General features: G+C 69.8%; 17 protein-coding genes, 1 tRNA gene and 1 pseudogene. 7 read left to right on the forward strand and 12 right to left on the reverse strand.

Annotation, left to right across the window (positions count from 1 at the left end):
- The first annotated feature begins 79 nt into the window (after window positions 1-79).
- The 3 genes from OG295_RS38765 (at window position 80) to OG295_RS38775 (ending at window position 2748) form a co-directional block, all read left to right on the forward strand.
- Window positions 80-835, forward strand: a complete 756-nt coding sequence (locus OG295_RS38765; RefSeq protein WP_331738432.1) for a restriction endonuclease — start codon at window positions 80-82, stop codon at window positions 833-835.
- Window positions 832-2040, forward strand: a complete 1209-nt coding sequence (locus OG295_RS38770) for a phospholipase D-like domain-containing protein (protein ID WP_331738435.1) — start codon at window positions 832-834, stop codon at window positions 2038-2040. The genes OG295_RS38765 and OG295_RS38770 overlap by 4 nt, the downstream gene beginning before the upstream one ends.
- Window positions 2041-2184: 144 nt before the next feature.
- Window positions 2185-2748, forward strand: a complete 564-nt coding sequence (locus OG295_RS38775; protein ID WP_331738438.1) for a dihydrofolate reductase family protein — start codon at window positions 2185-2187, stop codon at window positions 2746-2748.
- Between the two features lie 699 nt (window positions 2749-3447).
- Here the strand turns inward: OG295_RS38775 and OG295_RS38780 are convergent.
- From OG295_RS38780 to OG295_RS38800, 5 genes are all read right to left on the reverse strand, one after another.
- Window positions 3448-4119 carry an ASCH domain-containing protein gene (locus OG295_RS38780; protein ID WP_371681488.1) on the reverse strand — a complete coding sequence of 224 codons (672 nt, stop codon included), beginning with the start codon at window positions 4117-4119 and terminating at the stop codon, window positions 3448-3450.
- 981 nt (window positions 4120-5100) lie between these two features.
- On the reverse strand, window positions 5101-5439 hold the full coding sequence (locus OG295_RS38785) for a MerR family transcriptional regulator (RefSeq protein ID WP_331738444.1): 339 nt from the start codon (window positions 5437-5439) through the stop codon (window positions 5101-5103).
- A gap of 1005 nt (window positions 5440-6444) precedes the next feature.
- Window positions 6445-6891, reverse strand: a complete 447-nt coding sequence (locus OG295_RS38790) for a DUF2267 domain-containing protein (RefSeq protein WP_331738447.1) — start codon at window positions 6889-6891, stop codon at window positions 6445-6447.
- A gap of 70 nt (window positions 6892-6961) precedes the next feature.
- Entirely contained in the window at window positions 6962-7357 is a 396-nt protein-coding gene (locus tag OG295_RS38795; RefSeq protein ID WP_331738451.1) for a DUF2267 domain-containing protein, read from the reverse strand.
- 122 nt (window positions 7358-7479) lie between these two features.
- A complete protein-coding gene (locus OG295_RS38800; RefSeq protein ID WP_331738454.1) occupies window positions 7480-7914 on the reverse strand; it encodes an Hsp20/alpha crystallin family protein in 435 nt (144 codons plus the stop codon).
- A gap of 129 nt (window positions 7915-8043) precedes the next feature.
- Here OG295_RS38800 and OG295_RS38805 point away from each other — a divergent pair, with 129 nt between their 5' ends.
- On the forward strand, window positions 8044-8712 hold the full coding sequence (locus OG295_RS38805; protein ID WP_331738457.1) for an HSP18 transcriptional regulator: 669 nt from the start codon (window positions 8044-8046) through the stop codon (window positions 8710-8712).
- Between the two features lie 314 nt (window positions 8713-9026).
- Here the strand turns inward: OG295_RS38805 and OG295_RS38810 are convergent, their stop codons facing one another.
- Window positions 9027-10550 carry a serine hydrolase gene (locus tag OG295_RS38810; protein ID WP_331738460.1) on the reverse strand — a complete coding sequence of 508 codons (1524 nt, stop codon included), beginning with the start codon at window positions 10548-10550 and terminating at the stop codon, window positions 9027-9029.
- A gap of 608 nt (window positions 10551-11158) precedes the next feature.
- Here OG295_RS38810 and OG295_RS38815 point away from each other — a divergent pair.
- Window positions 11159-11545: pseudogene (locus tag OG295_RS38815) on the forward strand (phosphatase PAP2 family protein); the annotation flags it as partial.
- 36 nt (window positions 11546-11581) lie between these two features.
- On the opposite strand, the gene OG295_RS38820 reads toward OG295_RS38815, so the two are convergent.
- Both OG295_RS38820 and OG295_RS38825 read right to left on the reverse strand, forming a co-directional pair.
- The gene (locus tag OG295_RS38820; RefSeq protein ID WP_331738463.1) at window positions 11582-12277 is read right to left on the reverse strand and encodes a response regulator transcription factor; all 696 of its coding nucleotides are present in this window, start codon (window positions 12275-12277) and stop codon (window positions 11582-11584) included.
- Window positions 12274-13794 carry a histidine kinase gene (locus OG295_RS38825; RefSeq protein WP_331738466.1) on the reverse strand — a complete coding sequence of 507 codons (1521 nt, stop codon included), beginning with the start codon at window positions 13792-13794 and terminating at the stop codon, window positions 12274-12276. Before OG295_RS38825 ends, OG295_RS38820 begins: the two co-directional genes overlap by 4 nt.
- Before the next feature lie 319 nt (window positions 13795-14113).
- Between OG295_RS38825 and OG295_RS38830 the strand changes: the two genes are divergently transcribed.
- On the forward strand, window positions 14114-14518 hold the full coding sequence (locus OG295_RS38830) for an STAS domain-containing protein (RefSeq protein WP_331738471.1): 405 nt from the start codon (window positions 14114-14116) through the stop codon (window positions 14516-14518).
- A gap of 274 nt (window positions 14519-14792) precedes the next feature.
- Here OG295_RS38830 and OG295_RS38835 read toward each other — a convergent pair.
- From OG295_RS38835 to OG295_RS38845, 3 genes are all read right to left on the reverse strand, one after another.
- Window positions 14793-14866 (reverse strand) — tRNA-Met (locus tag OG295_RS38835).
- Window positions 14867-15524: 658 nt separating this feature from the next.
- Entirely contained in the window at window positions 15525-15986 is a 462-nt protein-coding gene (locus tag OG295_RS38840; RefSeq protein WP_331738474.1) for a hypothetical protein, read from the reverse strand.
- Window positions 15987-16425: 439 nt separating this feature from the next.
- Window positions 16426-17037: a CGNR zinc finger domain-containing protein gene (locus tag OG295_RS38845; protein WP_331738477.1), complete on the reverse strand. Its 612-nt coding sequence runs from the start codon at window positions 17035-17037 to the stop codon at window positions 16426-16428.
- A 104-nt stretch (window positions 17038-17141) separates the two neighbouring features.
- Between OG295_RS38845 and OG295_RS38850 the strand changes: the two genes are divergently transcribed.
- Window positions 17142-17990, forward strand: coding sequence for an SDR family NAD(P)-dependent oxidoreductase (locus tag OG295_RS38850; protein ID WP_331738480.1), 849 nt, complete (start codon window positions 17142-17144; stop codon window positions 17988-17990).
- A gap of 1494 nt (window positions 17991-19484) precedes the next feature.
- On the opposite strand, the gene OG295_RS38855 is transcribed toward OG295_RS38850, so the two are convergent.
- Window positions 19485-20426 carry an RICIN domain-containing protein gene (locus OG295_RS38855; RefSeq protein ID WP_331738483.1) on the reverse strand — a complete coding sequence of 314 codons (942 nt, stop codon included), beginning with the start codon at window positions 20424-20426 and terminating at the stop codon, window positions 19485-19487.
- Between the last annotated feature and the right edge of the window lie 86 nt (window positions 20427-20512).

Consider the following 20512-nt stretch of genomic DNA (forward strand, 5'->3'; position numbering starts at 1 on the left):
TCGGCGTCCGCCGCGGTCTGCGCCCCGACACCGGTCGGTGCGCAGACCGCGGTGTGCCGGGGCGAGAGGGGGAACTCGTATGACCACACCCGAGGAGGACGCGCCCGCGTCCATAAGCGGCAGCGGACCCGAGGGGCGTACGGGCCTGGGGCGCGACGCGGTGCTCGCGCTCGGGCTGCTCGGCACCGCCGTCGCAGGCGTGGCCGCCTTCCTGAAGGCCGCCCCGGCGGGCGGGGTGAGGCTCCCGATGACGCTGATCGCCGCCCTGGGCGTGCTGCTGCTGGGCGCGCTCCTGGCGAAGTGGAGCTTCGCGCCCGTCCGGCGCCGGCCCGGCGGCCCGCCGCCCGTCGGGTACGCGGAGGCGCCCGTGGACCTTCCCGAGGTCGGGTGTGACGCCCTCGACCACGCCGCGGTCGACGCCGACGGCTTCGAGCACGCGGTGGCCGCCCTGTGCGCACGGGACGGCTGCACCCCGGTGGAGGTGGTGGGCGGAGCGGGCGACCTGGGCGCCGACGTCCTCGCGACGACGGCGGACGGGCGACGCGTCGTGCTCCAGTGCAAGCACTACGCCGAGGACAACCGGGTCGGCTCGCAGGACCTCCAGCGCTTCGGCGGAACCTGCTTCGCGGTCCACGAGGCCGACGTCGCCGTCATCGTGACGACCAGTTCCTTCACCGCGCCCGCCGCCGAGTACGCCGACACCTGCGGGATAGTCCGCGTCGACGGCGAGGCGCTGGCCGCCTGGACCGCACAGCAGGCCCCTCCCCCGTGGGAGTCCGGCGCCGGCGCGCCCGTATCCGTCCCGTCCACCCCTGCCCGAGGAGCCACGTCATGACCACCACCACCGACACCGTCACCACCGCGGCCGACGTCGCCGACCGGGCCGAGGAGCGCATCCACCGCATCCGCCGCCGCCTCGAACGCCTCATCGGCATCGCGGCGACCGAGGGGAACTCCGTACGTCCGTTGCGCAACGGCGACGAGATCTTCGCCTCGATGCTCGACGCCATCTCCGGCGCCCGGCACACCGTCGACATGATGACCTTCGTCTACTGGAAGGGCGACATCGCCCGCCGGTTCGCCGAGGCCCTGGCCGAGCGGGCCGGCAACGGCGTGCGCGTGAGGCTGTTGCTGGACGGCTTCGGCAGCCGCCTGATCGAACAGGACCTGCTGGACCGGATGAGCACGGCCGGGGTGGACGTCGCCTGGTTCCGCAGACCCGTCTCCCTCTCCCCGCTCAAGCAGAACCACCGCTGCCACCGCAAGGTCCTCGTCGTCGACGAACGGACCGCCTTCACGGGCGGCGTCGGCATAGCCGAGGAGTGGTGCGGCGACGCCCGCAACCCCCACGAGTGGCGCGACACGCACGCCGAGGTCCGCGGGCCGGCCGTCGACGGCATCGCCGCGGCGTTCGCCCAGAACTGGGCGGAGTGCCATCCCGAACTCTTCGACGACCGCGACCGTTTCGTGAGCCACGAGCCGGCCGGCTCGGCGGTCGTCCAGGTGGTGCGCGGCTCGGCCGCCTTCGGGTGGCAGGACATGCAGACGCTGATGCGGGTCGTCCTGGAATCGGCGGAGGAGCGCGTGCGGCTGGCGACCGCGTACTTCGCCCCCGACGACTACTTCGTCGAGCTGCTGTCCGCCACCGCCCGCCGGGGCGTGACCGTCGAGATCCTGCTGCCCGGCCCGCACACCGACAAGCGGGTGTGCCAACTGGCGGGGCAGCACCACTACGAGGCGCTCACCGCCGCCGGGGTGCGCATCCACCAGTACCAGCCGACGATGATGCACGCCAAGATCCTGACGATGGACGGGGTCGTCTCGCTCATCGGCTCGTCGAACTTCAACCGCCGCTCCCTCGACCACGACGAGGAGGTCATGCTGGCCGTCATGGACCCGGCCGTCACCCGCACCCTCGACGAGCACTACGACGAGGACCTCCGGGCCAGCACGCGCATCGCTCCGGGACGCTGGCGCCGCCGCTCCGTGCTCCAGCGCGCCCGGGAACTCTCGGTCCGGCCGCTGCGCCGCTTCCTGTGAGGCGGCGCCCCCTGCGAGGCGCGCGGGGACGACCCCAGGAGGACGGCTTCGATCTGCTGCTGCAAACGAGCTCAGATCGCGCACCGATGGGCTTCCCGCGCGCCGGTCTGTGCGCGTGAGACAGACTCACGGAAGGCTGGCGCCATGCGGAAACTGATCTACGGCATGAACCTGACCCTGGACGGCTACATCGCCGCGCCCGGCGACGACATCGGCTGGAGCGTGCCGAGCGACGAGCTGTTCCAGTTTTGGTCCGACCAGTTGCAGGCGACCGACCTGTCGCTGTACGGGGGCAAGCTGTGGCAGACGATGAGCTCCTACTGGCCGACCGGCGACCAGCAGCCCAACGCCACCCCGGCGCATGTCGAGTTCGCGCGCCGCTGGCGGGAGATGTCGAAGGTGGTGTTCTCCTCGACGCTCGACGAGGTCGGCTGGAACACCCGCCTGGTCACCGGCGACGCGATCGCCGAGATCACCCGGCTCAAGGCCGAGGACGGCGGCCCGATGGACATCGGCGGCGCGACGCTCGCCGGGGCGGCCATGCGGGCCGGGCTGGTCGACGAGTACGTGCTGGCCACCGCGCCGGTCCTGGTGGGCGGCGGCACGCCGTTCTTCAGCACGCTGGACAACTGGGTGAACCTGAACCTGGTGGAGACGCGGACGCTTCCCTGCGGCGTGATCCTGACCAGGTACGAGACGAGGCGCTGAGCACCCGTCACGCGACTTCACGATCACCGCCCCCTCCAGCCGCCGTCGACTGCTGGAGGGGGGGGCGGTGAGGAGCGGCCGGGCATGAGCCCCCGGCAGGGAGGGGTCGCGGGTTCAGCTCGCCTGTTCAGGGTGTCAGTTCCCGAAGATCCCCGTGCGGGGAAGATTCGGCCACCTCGTGGTCGGCGTAACCGAGCATCCTGGGCCGGCTCGCGCCCAGGACCGCGAGCGCGTTGGCGAGTTCGGCGGCACGGTGAAAATAGCGCCGGCTTGCCGTCCCCGCCCTCCGAGCAGTTCAGTAGAGAGGTTCCACCTCTATGACCCTGTCGAGCAAGCTGGGCGAGCGCGACGAGTTCTCCGGTTCTCCCGGCGGGGGTGTCGAGCACATGGGCGCACTGCGACCGGACCCTGGCGCCGTACCCAGCCCTCGGGACCTGTTGTTGGGAGTGCCCCCACCTGGCGAATACACAGAGTGATGACAGAAGGGGAGGCCTGCCGAGCAATGCGGTCGGTCAGCTGGCGAAACCGCCGTCGTCAGGGGCCTGTCGCTCCGGGCGGGGCTGCCCGAAGCGACGGACGCCGATGCCGTCAATGTTCGTGGTCCAGCACCGAGGTAAGCCGAAGGGCAGCGGGGTGATCTTGGCTTCCCGAGTGCTCGTCGGGACCTTGCGGCCCAGCCGTCGTTGGCGCGTCCACGGCCTAAGCGGCGCCCTTCTTGTCGTTGATCTGGAAGGTGATGACGTCGACTTCGTCGGTTCCCGCCAGATCCGGGTAGTGGCCCTTGAGAGCCTCCCGGAGTTCGGCTGCGGTCGTCAGCCCTTCAGCTTGGGCGTCCCCGTCGGTGAGGTCACTGACCAGACAGTGCCTGATGCCGGTCACCTCTGCCGCCAGGACGACTTCGGGGTCGCTCTCGAACACCAGCCGTGCCGGGCCGAGCTGCGCCGGGTCCCGGAAACGGGTGGTCTTGGTCTTGGCGCCGGAGCGGACGACTTCGAGGTAGCGGGGGTTGAACCGGATGATCGGGGGACCGGACGTCTCGGGGTCTTCGTAGAGCGATGGGTCGAGACCGTTCATGCCCGCCTCCGGGGTCCATCGCTGAACCAGCGGCATCAGGTCGGCGGCGAGCACGGACCTGAGCCCCGCGGGGGTGGGCACGATGACGCGCATGGTGGGGTAGTAGTCCACGAAGACCTGCCGATCGCGCCCGCACGGGCCGATGACCCCGCGCCCGTGGTTTCCCACGGCGACGATGCAGCGCATCTGGCGGGCGCCCTGGGCCCGCGCAGCTCCCAGAGCCACGAGTTCGGCGCAGGGGCCGCCGGTGAAGTGGTAGAGGTTCACGCCAGCGAACATCCGGTAGTCGGCGGCCATGACCGCGGCGCCGACCGTGTGGATCCCGTCTTCGTCGGGCCCGGCGTCGGTATGCGCGTCTATGGTGCGGCGTGCCAGCTCTACGAGCTCACGCTCGTCATCATCGAGAGCTCGTGCAGATGACGGGACGTACACCTTTTTGACCTTCCCTTCGTCCAGCAGTCACCCAAGAGCATTCCATGCCACGCAGGCGGGCTCCACAGGGTTTCGGCTTGCCTTGGCCGGACCATGAGAGGAGAGCATCGTCAGGGGCCGTCCGCTGGAAGGCGAAGCGTGCTGTCGTAGGGGCCGGGCGGGATGTGGGGGAGATACCCGAGGTGATCGTGGGGGTGCGCGCGGCTGCCCTGACGATGCGGGATCGGTCAGGGGTGGTGTGTGCGGGTCAGCGCAGGGTCTGTGCCAGGTGAACCAGCGAAACCACGGCGTTCGGAGGGGACTTCACCACCTCCTCGCCGGTGTCTGAGTACCGGTAACGAGACGCTTGTCGGTGGAGCGTTGCAGGCCGTGGCCATGCTCCGGCTCGTCCTGGATCCGGAAACCCTGACCTACGCCCTCAACTTCGCCGAAGCCAGCCAGGTCCCCACACGGCGGGATCTACTCCTGGCCCGCTGTCGCCGCGGCCGACTGGACGGGGCAGCGAGTGCACGACCCCCTCACCGCATGCACCACCGGCCCCCGATCCGATGTCGCCGAAGCCGCCACCAACGCCCTCGCCGGGAACTACGGAACCTACCGACCTCTGCAGCAGGCTCCGCACCCCAGGTTCGTCGCGCACCCGGGCCTTCTCACCGGAAGATCTGCTGCCGGACCCGTGGGTCCCCCCGAGAACCGTTCAGGATCCCGGCCGCCGGCGCCCTGCGCCCGCTGCGCGGTCCGGATGCGGCCAGGTTGGGGCTCGACGAGGACGATCAGGAGCATGGGCCTCTTGGTGTCCCCTGCCGGGAGGCGGATCGCTGTCCGTGGTGGGGTGCCGGGGCCCGTTCAGGTGGTGGCCGGCGGGTTCGAGGGGCCGGCAGCGTTGCGGTATTCGGCGTTGATGCGCTGGGCCTCTTCGAGCTGGTCTTCCAGGATGATGATGCGGCAGGCGGCCTCGATGGGGGTGCCCTGGTCGACGAGTTCACGGGCGCGGGCGGCGATGCGGAGCTGGTAGCGGGAGTAGCGGCGGTGTCCGCCTGCCGAGCGCAGCGGGGTGATGAGGCGGGCTTCGCCGATGGCGCGGAGGAAGCCCTGGGTGGTGCCGAGCATTTCGGCGGCCCGGCCCATGGTGTAGGCGGGGAAGTCGTCGTCGTCGAGACGGTCGAACGAGTCGTCTGCTGTCATGGAACCTCTCTCGTGGAACGCGTGGAGGGGCCCGGGAGCATGTTGCTCCCGGGCCCCGAAGGAACTGCTACACCATCTGCCGGCCCTGATTGCGTGCCGGCCTTCTGTATCCGTCCGCCCGACCTGAGCTTCGCCGGGTTTGCGGGGATCGCGGTTGCTTGACCGGAGACCACCTCACTATCGATGTCCTGCGGTACCCGGACTCGCGTGGCGTCCGGGCGATCCTGATGGCGCCTGGTTCCTCCGTTCTTTCCTCGGTGGTCAACTGCTTGCCAAACGGGGGACTGCGTACTGCTGATACTGCGAACTGCGGGTACTGCCGGTGTTGCGTACTGCTCGTGGCCTCTTCCAGCGCCACGTTTCGGCAGCCAGCCCCGTTGCCCATCCTGCGTCTGCTCTGGCTTGGAACCCCACTGCCGAACCTCCCGGTGCGCGCGTCCGCAGCCGACGCCTTCACCGAGGTACTGCTCACTCAACTTCACTGCTGGCTACTGCCTATTGCTGGTACTGCAACCACTGCGTTGACTGCCTTACTGCTGCGGCGGCCCCTGATCACTGCGGGCCACCCGGTGCGGTCACCAGTCCCGTCGCCGTCCCGCAACCACCCTGGCTTCGAAACTCCGTCACCGCACCGTCCTGCGCACTGCAACTGCGGGTACTGCGGTCCTGCTGCCTGGCAGTTCGTCTCTGCCGGGCCCGTCGATCTCTTCGAGCTACGTGAGAAACCATAACCACGCCACTGCCTAATGTCTACTCCGGCGAGCATAGATTTTTATGTGTGGTGTCGAGAGGTATTCGACGCACAGAGGATGCGTCACCTGTGAGGCCATGCCCGAGCCGGCCTCGCCCCGGTCCTGACCTCCCCGGGTCAGGACCATCCGGCGTTCGGGTGTACGCGGCAGCTTCAAGGCGGACGCGGACCGAGGTTCAGCGCCCCTGTGTCGGCGGGGCCGGGGCCCTCTCGCGGCGCCGGCCCCGCTCCGTCTTCACGCTGTGGCGGCTTCCTCAGGCAGCGGCAGGCTCAGGGCGGCGCAGTTCTGCCTGCCCGAAGAGGAGGGCGTAGCCGGTGGGGAGCCGGTGCACGATGCGGGCGGCGAGGTCGGGCCCGGTGAGGCGGGTGACAGCGGCGAGAACGGCGCCGGTGTCCCAGCGGGCTGTCGCCGGGGTGGCGCCGGTACGGGCGGCCAGGTCCTTGACGAAACCCCAGCCCGTGAGCGGCTCGCCATCCGGTACCGAGGCGGTGAGAGCGAGGGCGGCCTCAACCGGCAGACACCGTGCCAGGTCGACGCGTTCATCGCCGGTCAGCTGGCGGCCGAGGGCGGCGAGGACCTGGCGGACGGCTACCGCGGCGCGTTCGCGGGTGGGGTAGGCGCCTTCATAGCGCACGCGTTCCAGCATCTGCTCGAACGTCATGGACGTCTGGGGAAAGTGCGCTCGAGGCTGGTCGTACATGGCTTCGCATGCCTTTCTCTGCGAAGGTCCGGCCGGGCCCGGGGTGGGCCCGGGCCGGGGCCGGGGGTGGTCAGGTGGGCTGGGGGTGGCCGAAGAGGAGGTCGTAGCCGTGTGGGAGCTGAAGGAGGACCTCGCGGGTGAGGACATCGCCCGCGGTGGCCGCTGCTGTGGACAGGACGGCGCCGATGTCCCACAGGGCCGTCTTCTCGGTAGCGCCCTCGATCCAGGCGGCGGTCGCACGGACGAACCGCTCCGGTGAGAGCGGCTCCGCCGCCTGCAGCGGGTTCAAGAGGATCAGGGCGTATGTCTCCGGGAGGCGGGCGGCGAGCTCGGCCCGAACCGTGCCGACGAGGTGTGCGCCGAGCAGAGCCAGGACGACGCGGGCGACCCGGTCGGCTTCCTCCGGGGTCGCGTACTCGCCGCGTTCCTGGACGTGGGCCAGGAACGACTCCCTGCGTATCGACATCACGTCACCTCCGGTGAAGGGGTGAAGGAGCGAAGGAGTGAAGGGGGAAAGGGTACGGAGGGCGGGTGCCGGAGGGGGAAAACGGCTCTCCCGCCCTCCGTGACCGGCTGAGGGGGGACGGTTCAGCCGGAGATCTGCTTGCGGCCGGATCCGGCGCCGATGCTGACCTTGCGGGGCTTGGCGCGCTCGGCGATCGGGATGCGCAGGGTGAGGACACCCGCGTCGTAGTCGGCCTGAATGCGCTCGGTGTCCAGGGTGTCCGCGAGGACGATCTGGCGGGAGAAGACGCCCAGGGGCCGCTCGGAGAGCTCCACCTTCACGGAGTCGCCCCTGGCTGCCGGGCGGCGCTCCGCCTTCACGGTCAGCATGTTCCGCTCGACGTCGATGTCGATCGCCTCGGTGCTCACACCGGGCAGGTCGAAGGCGATGACGTACTCGTCGCCCTCGCGGTAGGCGTCCATCGGCATGACCGACGGCTTCGACCAGGTCCCGGACGTACCCGACAGTTGCTGGACGATCCGGTCCATCTCGCGGAACGGGTCGGTGCGCATCAACATCGCGAAACACCTCCAGTTGGTTCAGGCAGAAACTGCCAATGCGCTTCAACGTGCTTCCGTTGTAGCATGTCATCGAAACGATGACAAGCAGGGTGTCATCTGGAGGATGACAAAGCGACGGAGAGTCCCATGAACGAAGGCCCCACGCCGGCCGTACCGGTTTCCTTCCTCGCCGCCGCCGCGGCACTGGAAGCCATCGACCAGTCCGTGAAGGACGCGCAGCGATCCTCCGCCCGGATGCCGATCACCGCGGAGCCACCCGCTCCCGACCCGGGCCCGCACCCGGCCCTGGCGGCCCTGCTGATGCTGCGCGAGGTCCGCGAGCAGCTCGCCGGCTGGGAGAGCGGGCTGATCGAAACCGCCCGCGGACAGGGCGCGAGCTGGGCCGACCTCGCCGGCCCCCTCGGGGTCGCCAGCCGCCAGGCCGCCGAACGCCGCTACCTGCGGCTGCGCCCCGGCACCCCCGGATCCACCGGGGAAGAGCGTGTCCAGGCCACCCGCGACACCCGCGCCGCCGAACGCACCGTCACCGCCTGGGCCCGCGACAACGCCGCAGACCTGCGCCGCCTCGCCGGACAGATCACCGCCCTCACCGACCTGCCCGCCAGTGCCGAAGACGCGGTCGGCGAGCTGAACCTGGCACTCGCCGACAACGACGCCGCCCGCCTCGTGCGCCCCCTGACCGCGACCCGGGCCTACCTGCGGCCCCGGACCGGCGACCTCGCCGAACGCCTCGACGCCCTCACCCGGCGGACCGAAGAGCTCCGCCAGGACACCCGCGACCAGCGCAGCACGTAGGCAGGGCGCACACGCTCCCGTGGGACGTCGGACCAGGTGCGGGGCAGGGCGCCCCTGGAAACGGCTGGGACCCCTGCGGGACTCGGACAGCTCGCCGTGCACCCCGGCGTCGCGGTCCCGAGCACCGGGGCACGGTGCCCGACGCCGGTGAACATCGGGACAGCGAGTGGCGTGGAGGTTGATCCTGCCCCGGTCGGCGCGAGCGCACGAGGGTCCCCTTCACGGGCGGGGAACCGGGCCGACGCCGGTGTGGTCATCGGTTGCGGGGAGCGTTTGCCGGTCGGCGAGACGTGCCGAATTCCGAAGGAAACGCGCTAGGCGGCCTTCTCGAAGGTGCCCAGCCCGTTGGTGTCCAGGTACTCCACGCGCATCCGGCCGTCGGTGAAGGTCACTCCGGTGCGTCCGACCGCGTTCTCGCCGGCGGTCTCGAAGCTGAAGGTGTTCCCGTCGTAGTGGGTGAGCGGGTAGTTCTGCGGCTCGGGTCCCAGGTGCAGGACCAGTCCGCCGTCCGGGCCGGCGGTGACGGCGGCCCGCCCGTAGAACGGGTTGGTGTACGTACCGGTGTACGCACTGTCCGAGCGGGCCGGCTTCGGGTTGGCGGGCGGCTTGGCGTAGTCCGTGTCCGAGCCGCCCTCGTTGAGCTGCTCTTCGTAGGACTTGGCCACCACGGGCAGCCAGTCCCGGGTGGGCTTGCCGTGCTCGGCGGTGTCGAAGAAGTTCAGGGCGATGGTGTCGGGGAGGCCCGAGGGGGCGCCGTTGGTCAGCACCACGATGGCGAGCTTCTCGGCGGGGAGCAGGGTGACGTTGGTGTTGGTGCCGAGTGCGAAGGCGCCGGAGTGGCTCAGGCGCAGCCTGCCGTGGTCGTCGTAGCGCACGTTCCAGCCCAGGCCGTAGTAGCCGGGCTGGGCGTTCGGTTCGGCGGCGGGTTGGCTGATGCTGTGCGGGATGTGGGTCTCGGCCAGGCCGGCGCTGTTGATGACCTGCTTGCCGTCGATCTTTCCGCCGCCCATCTGGAGGCGCAGCCAGCGGGCCATGTCCCGGGCGTTCGAGCTGACGCCGCCGGCCGCGGTCTGCGCGTCGGCATCGCGGACGTGGAGGGGCTTCCAGGTGCCGTCGGCGGTCTTGACGTGGGTGAGGGCGCGGTCGGCCGCCTTCTCGTAGTCGCTGAAGCGGGAGCTGGTGTGCGTCATCCCGGCGGGCTTGTACAGCAGGTCGTCGGAGAGCTTGTCCCAGGGCACACCCCTGGCCTTGGCAACGGCCTCGGCGGCCGCGGTGAAGCCGAAGTTGGTGTACGCGTAGCTGGTGCGGAACGGGCTGAGGGGCTCGTAGCGCAGGTGGGACAGGATGTACGACTGGTCGTAGCCCAGATCCTCCAGGAGGTCTCCGGAGTGGTCGGGCAGGCCCGAGCGGTGCGAGAGCAGGTCGGCCGCCGTCACGTGCGAGCTGACCCAGGGGTCTTTGAGAGTGATGCCCTTGAGCGGGTCGTCGAAGCCGTCGGCGCCGAGGGCCTGGGCCAGGACGGTCGTGGCCACCGGTTTGGAGACCGAGGCGAGCTGGAAGACGGTGTCCGGGCCGACCTTCTCGCCAGGTGCCTCGGTGTTGCGGACACCGAAGCCCTTGAGGTAGACGACCTTGTCGTCGTGGACCACGGCCACCGAGACACCGGGCACCCCGGTGCGCCGTATGCCGTCCTTCACCTGCGTGTCCAGTGTGTCCAGGGCCCTGGACACGTCGAGGCCGCCGGGGCTTGGCGACGGTGCGGCGGCGGCACCGGTCCCGGCCGCGAGGGCGAGGCCGGCGGCCACTGCCAGCGCCCTGCGCTTGCTGTTACGTCGCATACGTCCATTGAACGCTGGCGCAGCATGGGGCGCCTGGGCAGAGCCCGGGCCGCGACCTGGGCGGACGGGGAGGACGGGGAGGACAGGCGCAGAAGCCGGAGGGCGGTGGTGGCGGTACGGCCGACGCGTGCTGCCGCTGATCCGGCCCGAGTACCGCGGGACAGGTGCCGGACCGGCGACTCCGGCGACTCCGGCGACTCCGGCGACTCCGACGACTCCGACGACTCCGGCGAGTTGGCCCGCGGTCCCGAAAGGGCCCGTGTCCCCGTACCGGTCAACCCTGACGATCGTCGGGGTACCGGGCTGTCCTTCGGCCAGGGCCCCCGGCCGGCGGTGTTCCTACCGTCGGCTGCATGGAATCGATCAAGCGGTACGGGTGGGGTCGGCGACTGCCGGTGGCGGTCGCGTCGGCCGGGGCGGGGGCAGCGGCCGTGGTCTGGCCGGCACCCGACGGCACACTGGGCACGGACGAACCGGTGCACGTCACAGCGGGCCTCTCGGCGAGGACCTACCGGGCGCTGACCGGGAGCGTGGCGGACGGGCCGGCCTGGGCGGAGACCGCCCTGGAAGCGGCGAGCGAGGGCACTTTGCTGCTCCTGGGCCTGCTCATGGCCTGCGTCGGCTGGAGCGCCCTTCGCCGCCGAGACGCGCCGGGCCTGGCCGGGGTGGCAGTGGCCGCCGCCGGGACGGTCGTCGCCTACGGGCTCAGTGAGGCGATCAAACTCCTCGTCGCCGAGGAACGTCCGTGCCGGGCCCTGCCAGGGGTCTCGGCCCTCGCATCGTGTCCCGAGCCGGGCGACTGGTCGTTCCCCAGCAACCACGCCACCCTGGCAGTGGCGTTGGCGGTTGGTGTGATCTTGGTACGTCCTCGGCTCGCGGTCCTGGTGCTGCCGGTGGCCGGGGCGGCCGCCCTGTTGCGGGTGCTGGTCGGGGTGCACTATCCGCACGACGTCCTGGCGGGCACGGCGGTCGGTGCAACGGCCGTGGCGACGGTGTGGCTCCTCGTACTGCCGACTGCCGTAAGGGCGGTGTCAGCTTTCCTCGTACGTCAGCCGGTCGGACGGCACCGGGACCACGCCGGCCTCGTGCGCGACCACGGCCGCCGCGGCCCGGTTGTCGACGCCGAGGCGGGCGAGGATCGAGCTGACGTGGGCCTTCACCGTCCCCTCCGCCAGGCGCAGGCGGCGCGCGATCTGCCCGTTGGAGAACCCGCTGCCGAGGAAGCCGAGCACGTCCCGCTCCCGGGCCGTCAGTGCCTCGACGCGGGCGCGGGCCGCGGAACGTCGGCCGGCCTGGGCGCCCGCACCGCCGGCGGCGAGATGCGCGACGACCCGTGCCGCGACCTTCGGTGACAGGTAGGCGGCGCCGTCGGCAACCGCCCGGATACCGGTGATCAGCTCCTCCGGCTCGCCGGACTTGATCAGGAAGCAAGCGGCACCTTCGCTCAGGGCCCGCAGGATGTACTCGTCCTCGCCGAAGGTCGTCAGCATCACGATCCCCGTTCCGGGGACGGTCCTCCGTATCTCGGCGGCGGCTTCCAGACCGCCGGTCCCCGGCATCCGGATGTCGAGGACGGCCACCTGCGGGCGGTGGCGCTGGACCAGCTCCACCGCCTGGTGGCCATCGGCTGCCTCGGCGACGACGGTGATGCCGGGGTCGGTGGCGAGGACTGCGCGGACGCCCGCGCGGATCATGGGCTCGTCGTCGGCGATCAGGATCCGGATCATCGGACGGCCTTCCCGGTGTAGGTGTCGGTGGAGACCAGGCGGCCGGCCCGGAAGCAGAGACGGTAGATGTCCCCCGAGCGGTCGTCGAAGGGGTCGCCGGTCTGTACGTAGAACTCGCAGGCCGCATCCTGCAGTGCGGGCGTGGGCGCTGCGGGACGGCGGGTCGTCTGGCGCTCGGGCAGGTACGGCGCCACGTCCGCGCGTGGCTGGCCGATGTGCAGAAGGGCGTAGTCCTGGGGGGCGAGTACCGACTGCCGTGCCGTCACGGTGTCCCACGCCCGCACCCCGCCGATGAGCAACGCGGTGGTGCACAGCGGCACCAGGACGGCCGCGGCGGCGGTACGGCCCAGCCGGCGACGGGCACTGTGGTGCTCGGGAGGCAGTACGTCACCAGGATCATCGGGCTCGGCGCGGCGCGGCGGGGGCACGGCCCCGGGACGGTGCGGGAGCCTGGCCCGGACGGCGAACCCGCCGCGCTCGGGGCCGGATGTGAACGTGCCCCCGGCCAGTCGGACGCGTTCATCCAGGCCGATGAGCCCGAAGCGGTGGCCCTCGCCGGATGCGGAATCCCAGGACCCGTGTTCGGGACGGGCGGCGTGGTCATGATGGGCCGCAGACACGGTGGACACCGGCTCGTCCGTCACACTGACCTCGGTCCGTCCTTCGACGTGCCGGACGACGACGGTCGCCTGGTGCCCGGGCGCGTGCTTGGCAACGTTCGTCAGCCCCTCCTGGACGACGCGCTGCACGGCCCGCTCGACGACCAGCAGGGCGTCACCTGCAGCCGCTTCGCCTTCCACACGCAGCCGGACGTCGAGCCCCGCCGCGGCCGCCCGGTCCACCAGGCGTTCGAGTTCGGTGAGCCCGGCGCCGGGTTCGCTGAGCCCAGTTCCGATTTCGGACCCCGGAGCCAGATCCGACGGCTCGCGCAGGACACCGATCACCTCGCCGAGCCGGTCCACGGCGGCTCCCGCCCTGGCGCGGATGTCCCGGGCGGTGGCCCTGTGGTCCTCAGAAAGGCCGGGGGCCAGTTTCAGTGCCCCCGCGGACAGGGCGATGAGGCTGAGGTCGTGGCCGAGGAGGTCATGCATGTCCTGCGCGATCCGGGTCCGCTCGCGCAACCGGGCCTGCTCGGCGACCAGATGCTGTTCCCGCTCCAGCCGCGCGGCCCGCTCCCACCCGGCCCGCACCAGTTCGCGGGACTGGCGCAGGAACCGGCCCGCGAACCACGGCAGCAGCGCCGCCACGAGCAACAACCCGACGAACCGGCTCGCCCAGCCCAGCCACGCCGGCACCAGCAGCACAGCCACAACAGCGGCCGCGAGCACTGCGGCCAAGGCCGCCCCCGCGCTCCGGTTCCGCCCCGGCTGCCAGCCCGCGAGGAAGGCGCAGACCGCCGCCGGTACGCCCCACCACAGGGTGGCGACACCTGTGCCAACGGCCGCCACCGCCCCGATGAAGAGGCCTGCGGACAGTACCGGTGCCGGCACCCGGGCCTTGGTGATCAGTGTTCTCACGAACGCGACCCTACGGAACTCCGCGCCCCCGCGGCACCGACGAAGGTCCACTACCGCAGGCCCGGGATCCCATGCCTCTTGCCGAGCAGGCCGGATCAAGGACTGGTTGACCACCATGATGGGCAATCAGTCGCACTTGCGGTGCGGCGCGGCGCGAAGCCAAGGCCTCGTCAGGCCGGCCAACCGGCGGTCAAGGTCGCACAGCCGCAGGGTCCAGGTTGTGCGCCGGAGCGTCAGCGTGCCTCGCATCCGCATCGGGGAACGCCGCGCCAGGATGGGGAGGCCGAGGGCCCCGGTGCCCCGGCGGGAGGAGAGCGCATTGATCACCACGCACGTCCAGCGTTACGGCACGGTCCTGGTCAGCGTCAACGGGACACTCGACGAGGACGGGGGCGCTGCGCTCCAGCGGGTGCTGGACGATGTCACCTCTGCCGAGCGGGACCTCATGGTCGACCTGCACGGCACGGTGTCCATGGACGCCGACGGCCTCCTGCAACTCCTGGCCCTGCACCGGCGGGCGGAGAGCCTGGGCCTGCGCGTCCTGGTCGTCGGCTGGCAGCCCCAGCCCCAGCAGCTCATGGCCGATGTCGCAGGTATCCGCGGACGCCACGCGGCCACTGGCGAGAGGTACGCTGTGGCGGGCTTTCGCCGGCTGATCGAGGAGCGGGCGCAGCGCGCACGAGACGCCTCGGATTTCGGTGCCGGGTGGCTGTCCGGCGTCTAGCACGGCCGGGTCCGGTGCTCGCACAGACGGTTCCCAGTCCTCGGGGCCGGCGCCTCGCCATTCCACGAAGCCGGGGTCGGTGAGGTCGGCGTCCTCGGTGTTCTCCAGCCCGGCCGCGGCCAGGAAGACGCGGATGCCGGATGGCCGGTGGGCGACCCCGATGGCGGCCCCGGCCTGCTCCCCGGGCCGGGGGCCGTGTCGGCTGATCCAACACACGGCGGACAAGGCAGAAGGCCCCCGGATCCTCAAGGATCCGGGGGCCTTCTGCCTTCAGTAGCGGGGACAGGATTTGAACCTGCGACCTCTGGGTTATGAGCCCAGCGAGCTACCGAGCTGCTCCACCCCGCGTCGGTGAACCCCACTCTACGGCACCGCCGGGCCCTCTCCTGCCAAGTGATGACGTCCTCAGGTGTCCGGCGGCGCCGACGATGCGCGGCCGGCGGATCGCGAAGCGGGTGCGCTGCTCGGCACGGGAGACCGAGAACCAGAACTTCTCCAGCAGGACCCCCCTGTCCGGGGTCCCCTTCGACGGCGGTCCCGGCCGCTGACCTCTTGTCCAGGACACGGCCCGCTGCCGCCGGCCCGGCAAGCCGATGCGGGCTCCTTGAGGTGACACTTCGGCCTCTCCTTCGGGGCCAAACCCTGCGCAACCTGACGGTCAACACCAGTGCACGGCGGCGGCCCTCAATTTCTTGCGCATCGATGCCTGGAACACGAGTCCCCGCAGCTGAGCCCGCGCGGAACAAGCCGATAGGGACTGCCTTCGGGGACGAACCAATGTGACGTGTAGTCGGCGGGGACCGGTGGAGCGGTGCTGGGGGTCCGTGAGCATGCGCACGATCAACTCCGTGGCGGTGTACTCGAACCGGTCGCCCACGTCCTCACCGACCACCATCACACCACCGGCACCGCGCCGGCCCGGCCGCGCTCCGTTCACGGGGCAAAACCGTCGACCACACAGCCAACCCCGTCACGAGCTGCGTGAACCCCCACCGGACAGGCACGATCAACGGTCCTTGACCATCTGTACCCAGAAGCTGTCCCTCGTGCCGGAGTTGTAATCCGTGCTGTCCCACGCCGCCAAGCGGGACTTGCTCTTCAGGTGCAGTTGCACCACCTCCGTCGCGTTGTTCCATCCCTGGGTGAAGAACCGGAAGTTCCTGTCCGGGGTACTCTGCAGCTCGTTCGCCCTCCTGCTCCAGCTACAGTCATGCGAGGCGTCGCCCTCGCATCTGGACCAGGCTTTCGCGTAAAGCTGGCAGTCCTCTCCGGGCCACACGTCGATGCGGCTCAGCCTGCTGTCTGATGAACGCCATCTTCCCGAGAAGTCATTTGCGATACACAAGGCGGATGCGCTTTTCGCCGAGATGAACGTAACCGTGACCGAGAGGGACAGCGTCATGGCGGCCGTCACGAACAAGGCCATGATCCGGTGCAGGGAGCTGCCGGGAGAAGAGAAATGTGTCATCGTGCACCTCCTTGGCGGGATGGCGGCACGGGGCGTCCAGCGGGCACACGGCGCGTCCAGTCACCTTCCCCAAGGGGGCGGGAGGGAGGCTCGTCTTCACTCCCTGTTCGCAGCCGAGCGAGCGCTAAGCATTCGGGCCCTCGGTATTTCCGTTGTCATGCCGTCATTACTTGCCGCCATCAATCCAAGGCCAGCACTCCTGGATCCTGATCGCAAGTCAGGAGACCTCGTTCCGCGCACCCTTCAATGATGAACACACCACAATATGGACCGATCAACGAAAGCGAATACGGGCCGAACCTCGGCACCAGGCAGTCCTTGCAATCGGTGCCACCGCCGGCGTTGAAGGAACAGGAGGACTGCGCGTTCCTCGATGTTCATGCTGCGGCCGGCAGGCGCGGGCGATCACGGCTTCGAGGGGACCCGTAGGGCCGCGGCCTCACGCCTCGGGCGGTGCCTCACTCTCCCGGCGCTGCCGTTGGCGGTAATTGCGCATGGACACCTGGGAGCCGCAGCCGGTACTGCAGTACAGCCCTGCCCCGTTGCGAGTGCGGTCGAAGAAACCGAAATGGCACGGGGGGTTGCGGCACGCCTTGATGCGGCCCCAGTCGCCGGTCTGCGCGAAGGTCGTCACCGCGGCCAGTACGGTTCCGAACACACCTGGCACCCCTGCCTGCGGCGACGCCAGCTCGACACCACGGGCTGTGACCACCGTCGCCAGCGGGTAGAGCGCACCTGCCCGCCGCAGGTGTTGCTCGGCGTGCTGGAGCGGCTCGCCCAGGCTCTCCTCTTCCCCCGAGTGCGCCAGCAGCAGGGTCACCAGGGCGTCACGCAGCTCGCGTGCGGCCGCGGCGTCGGCGTCGGTCGCCACGGTCTCGCCGCCGAACTCGTCGTGCTCCGCGAGCCACGCCGCGAACGAGTGCCCGTCCCCGAACAGCTCCCGCCGTCCGCCTCCGTCCGCGCGCGTGTTCACGAACGCGAGCACGGTCTCCACCGCGGGCATGACGGTGCGGGAACTGGGTTTCGCGGATTCGGCTGCAGCACTGCTCATCACCCCACCCTACATCAGCAAGACGAGGCACTAAGTCGCCTAACAGGCAACGTGTAGCGCCACCACGCTTGACGCGTTATGAGCTAACCGCTTACGGTCGCAACATGAACGGAACTTCAAACCAGCAGATCAGCCCCCGCACCTGGCTCATCACCGGCGCGACCTCCGGCATCGGCCGCGCACTGACCCTCCAGGCACTGGAGAACGGCGATGTCGTCTCGGCGATCGCCCGCGACACCGCTTCCCTGGAAGAACTGACCGAAGAGCACGGCGACCGCCTGCTCCTCATCCCGGCAGACGTGCGCGATGAGCAGGCCGTCCGGGAAGCGGTGGAGCGCACGCTCTCGCGGTTCGGCCGCATCGACGTGGTGGCCAACAACGCCGGCTACGGGCTCTTCGGAGCCGTCGAGGAAGCCTCCGACGCGCAAGTCCGCGCCGTGTTCGACACCAACGTCTTCGGCGTACTCAACGTGCTCCGCGCGACGCTGCCGGTACTCCGCGCCCAGCGATCCGGACACATCCTCCAGGGCTCCTCGATCTACGGGCAGTCCGCCCACCCCGGCGTGGGACTTCTGGCCGCGACCAAGTACGCCGTCGAGGGACTGTCGGACGCACTGGCGGCCGAGGTCATACCGCTCGGCATCAATGTCACGATCATCCAGCCCGGAATGACCGCCACCCCGTTCCTGTCCAACCTCGACGTCGCGGCCGGCCTCGACGACTACGACCAGACCGTCCGCGAGGTCCACAAGGGCATCGGGGAACTACCCGCGTCCGCGTTCTCCTCCGCAGCCCGGATCGCCGAAGGCATCCGAACCGCGGTCGACAGCCCCAACCCCCCGCTGCGCCTGGCACTCGGCACCTCAAGCGCCACCGGCATGCGCGCCGCCCTGGAAGCCCGCACCGCAGACCTGGACAACTGGAATCGTGTGACCGACGCCGTCGACGCGTGATCGCACGTCCCGCAGGGGGCCTCGGTGCTGACAGCCGAGGCCCCCTCGGCGACGCAATCCGCACACGCCCAGCCCGAACACAGCGCCCGAACCGAGCCCACTGCACACCCCGCCGACGGCCATCCGACCTGGAGCCCTGGAAATGATCTCCAAGCTCAACGCAACGGCCGCCGCCTCGGGGCGCTGTCCGGCACGAGACAGGGACGACGTCATGACCGTGGTTGCACGGCACCTGGCGTGGGCGGACGGGTTCCGGTACAAGAAGGCATGGCCAGCCGCCCAGAGCCCGACACTTCGTCCCCTCCCGTTGACTGGACTGCTCCCGAGCGCCGTCTGTGGTCTGCCTTCCGGTCCGGCGACATGCTGGACCTGAGGACGGGTGTCGCGGCTGATGACGACCCGGGCAACGGGAGTACGTGGGGGCACCGAGCGGCAGGTGAGAGGGGCGGTGATCGCCGTTCTCCTGCTCGCCGGTCCGGCCGCACCTCCCGGAAGGGTGCGCGCACTGCGTCTCGCGGGTGCACGGGTGACCGGTGAGCTTGACCTGACCTCGGCGATCATCGACTGCGAGATCCATTGTGAGGTCTGTTCCTTCTCCGGTGTCCTGAGCCTTCGGCACGCCACGAGTCCCAGCGTCTCTCTCTGCGGATCATCTCTGCCGGAGCTCAGTGCCGAAGCACTGCGCTGTCCCGGCCTGGACATGCGCGACGCCGTGGTGGAGGGCAACGTCTGGGTCCAGGGCAGCGACATCACGATCGACCTCAACCTCGACCGCGCGCGGGTCGGCGGCTGGATCAACGGGAACCTCCTCACGATCGGATCATGGTTCAACGGCCGCCACGGCCTCTCCGTGGGCAGGTTCGTTTCCCTGGCCGGCGCCCGGATCAACGGATCGACCTACGGCAATCCGACATCGACACCGCAAGGTCTGACACCAGCTCCATATCCCTGCGGGGCGCCTCAGTGGGCACGCTCCTCGACCGTCCGCAAGGAGGTCCCCTGCTGGAACTGGACGCACTGGCCTACCAGAGGCTCACCCCGCTGCCTCCGCGCTCGACGACCCTTCGACTGTCCTGGCTCAGGGAAAACCTCGCAGGCCAATACCGCCCGCAGCCCTACGAGCAACTGGCAGCCTCCTACCGAGTCCTCGGCCACGACAGCGAAGCCCGGCGTGTGCTCCGGGCCGAACACCGTCACCACCGCACGACGCCGCCGTGGCCGACCAAGATCTGGGACTGGCTGCAAGACGTCGTCGCGGGTTACGGCTACCGCCCCGCCCTCGCGGGCGCTTGGCTGGCCGCTCGCCACCACTCTCGTTGCCGGCCTCACCCGCGTCCTGGGCCGGTCCTGACGCAGGTCCCGGCACGTCATCCGGCGCCTCGACTGCCGGGCAGCCCTCTACGAGAACGGACAGCTCGTCAAAACAGCGCGGCCGTGAGGTGCGACCCAGGCAACTACCGAGGCTGGATGTCCCTCACGGCCGTCTTCCCCGCGTCAAAGCAGGATCCGCCAGGCCTGATTCATATTGCCGAGGCAGGTCCACTGCTGGAGATGGGTTCCTTGCGGAGGGGGGTTGTTCACGTCCGGGTTGTGGGCGTCGAGGCACTTGTCGCTGTTCCAATTGCGAATCTGCCACTTGTTGTCTGCACGGCGCTCAAGATACCACCGCTGATTGGCGTTACCAGTGCAGCCATATTCAACGACCCTAGCCCCGTCATGAGTCCGGGCCCCCACCACGTCCAGGCACTTCCCGCTGCCTGCTGCCACAATCTCGAATCTATTGCGGTAGGCGCTCCCGTCCCGCGTGCGCTGCGTCCTGAACCAATATCGAGTGTGATTCGACCCTTGAGACGAAAGGATCACACTCGCCGCATCCCCGAATTTTCCCCCGGTGTCCACTGCGAGTCTGTGCTGACCATTTCCTTCACGTGTGTAGTCACTCTGAATCGAATAACGCTTGTCCCACACGAACGGGATCGGGACAAGGTTTCCCCAAATGGCACGGTCCGCCGTTGCCTGCCAGTAACTGGGTGCCCGTTCGGCATCCCGTTGCGCTTCATCCCGCTCAGCGGACGTGACGCAGACTTTGTCCCCGGGCACTGCCTCGCGGGGCATGTAACCCGACTTGCATCCGTTGCTGGTGCTCGCATCGCGTAGGAATTGGCCTTGAAAGTTTTCCCAGTTGACGTAGCTTTGCCGTGACGCCGCGAGGCAGACATGGTCGACGTGCGTGGTCAGCCGCCATTTGGCTCCCTCGACGCAGGTGTCGGGGACGCGCGCAGGGATGCGCGCAGGCCGACTACTGGCTGACGATGTCGAGCCTGCGGCATCGCCCCATGGTGCGACCGCAAGGGCAATGGCACCTACCAGGAGTACGGCATTCCTGACCGGGGACCGAAGGGTGAAGGCGTTCCTCTTCTGCTCATTTCCCGTCATGACTGTACCTGCTGTTGGCTTCCGACCCATGAGGGCGGGTCATACTGGAAAGCGCGGCGCGCGGGGGGCCGTAAGGCTCTGCTCAC

Source organism: Streptomyces sp. NBC_01276, from assembly GCF_041435355.1.
Lineage (GTDB): Bacteria > Actinomycetota > Actinomycetes > Streptomycetales > Streptomycetaceae > Streptomyces.

Excerpts from the sequence above, each read along its gene's own strand:
- OG295_RS38765 (WP_331738432.1), top strand. The coding sequence starts at position 80 with ATGACCACACCCGAGGAGGACGCGCCCGCGTCCATAAGCGGCAGCGGA.
- OG295_RS38770 (WP_331738435.1), top strand. The coding sequence starts at position 832 with ATGACCACCACCACCGACACCGTCACCACCGCGGCCGACGTCGCCGAC.
- OG295_RS38775 (WP_331738438.1), top strand. The coding sequence starts at position 2,185 with ATGCGGAAACTGATCTACGGCATGAACCTGACCCTGGACGGCTACATC.
- OG295_RS38780 (WP_371681488.1), bottom strand. The coding sequence starts at position 4,119 with ATGGCCGCCGACTACCGGATGTTCGCTGGCGTGAACCTCTACCACTTC.
- OG295_RS38785 (WP_331738444.1), bottom strand. The coding sequence starts at position 5,439 with ATGACAGCAGACGACTCGTTCGACCGTCTCGACGACGACGACTTCCCC.
- OG295_RS38790 (WP_331738447.1), bottom strand. The coding sequence starts at position 6,891 with ATGTACGACCAGCCTCGAGCGCACTTTCCCCAGACGTCCATGACGTTC.
- OG295_RS38795 (WP_331738451.1), bottom strand. The coding sequence starts at position 7,357 with ATGTCGATACGCAGGGAGTCGTTCCTGGCCCACGTCCAGGAACGCGGC.
- OG295_RS38800 (WP_331738454.1), bottom strand. The coding sequence starts at position 7,914 with ATGTTGATGCGCACCGACCCGTTCCGCGAGATGGACCGGATCGTCCAG.
- OG295_RS38805 (WP_331738457.1), top strand. The coding sequence starts at position 8,044 with ATGAACGAAGGCCCCACGCCGGCCGTACCGGTTTCCTTCCTCGCCGCC.
- OG295_RS38810 (WP_331738460.1), bottom strand. The coding sequence starts at position 10,550 with ATGCGACGTAACAGCAAGCGCAGGGCGCTGGCAGTGGCCGCCGGCCTC.
- OG295_RS38820 (WP_331738463.1), bottom strand. The coding sequence starts at position 12,277 with ATGATCCGGATCCTGATCGCCGACGACGAGCCCATGATCCGCGCGGGC.
- OG295_RS38840 (WP_331738474.1), bottom strand. The coding sequence starts at position 15,986 with ATGACACATTTCTCTTCTCCCGGCAGCTCCCTGCACCGGATCATGGCC.
- OG295_RS38845 (WP_331738477.1), bottom strand. The coding sequence starts at position 17,037 with ATGAGCAGTGCTGCAGCCGAATCCGCGAAACCCAGTTCCCGCACCGTC.
- OG295_RS38850 (WP_331738480.1), top strand. The coding sequence starts at position 17,142 with ATGAACGGAACTTCAAACCAGCAGATCAGCCCCCGCACCTGGCTCATC.
- OG295_RS38855 (WP_331738483.1), bottom strand. The coding sequence starts at position 20,426 with ATGACGGGAAATGAGCAGAAGAGGAACGCCTTCACCCTTCGGTCCCCG.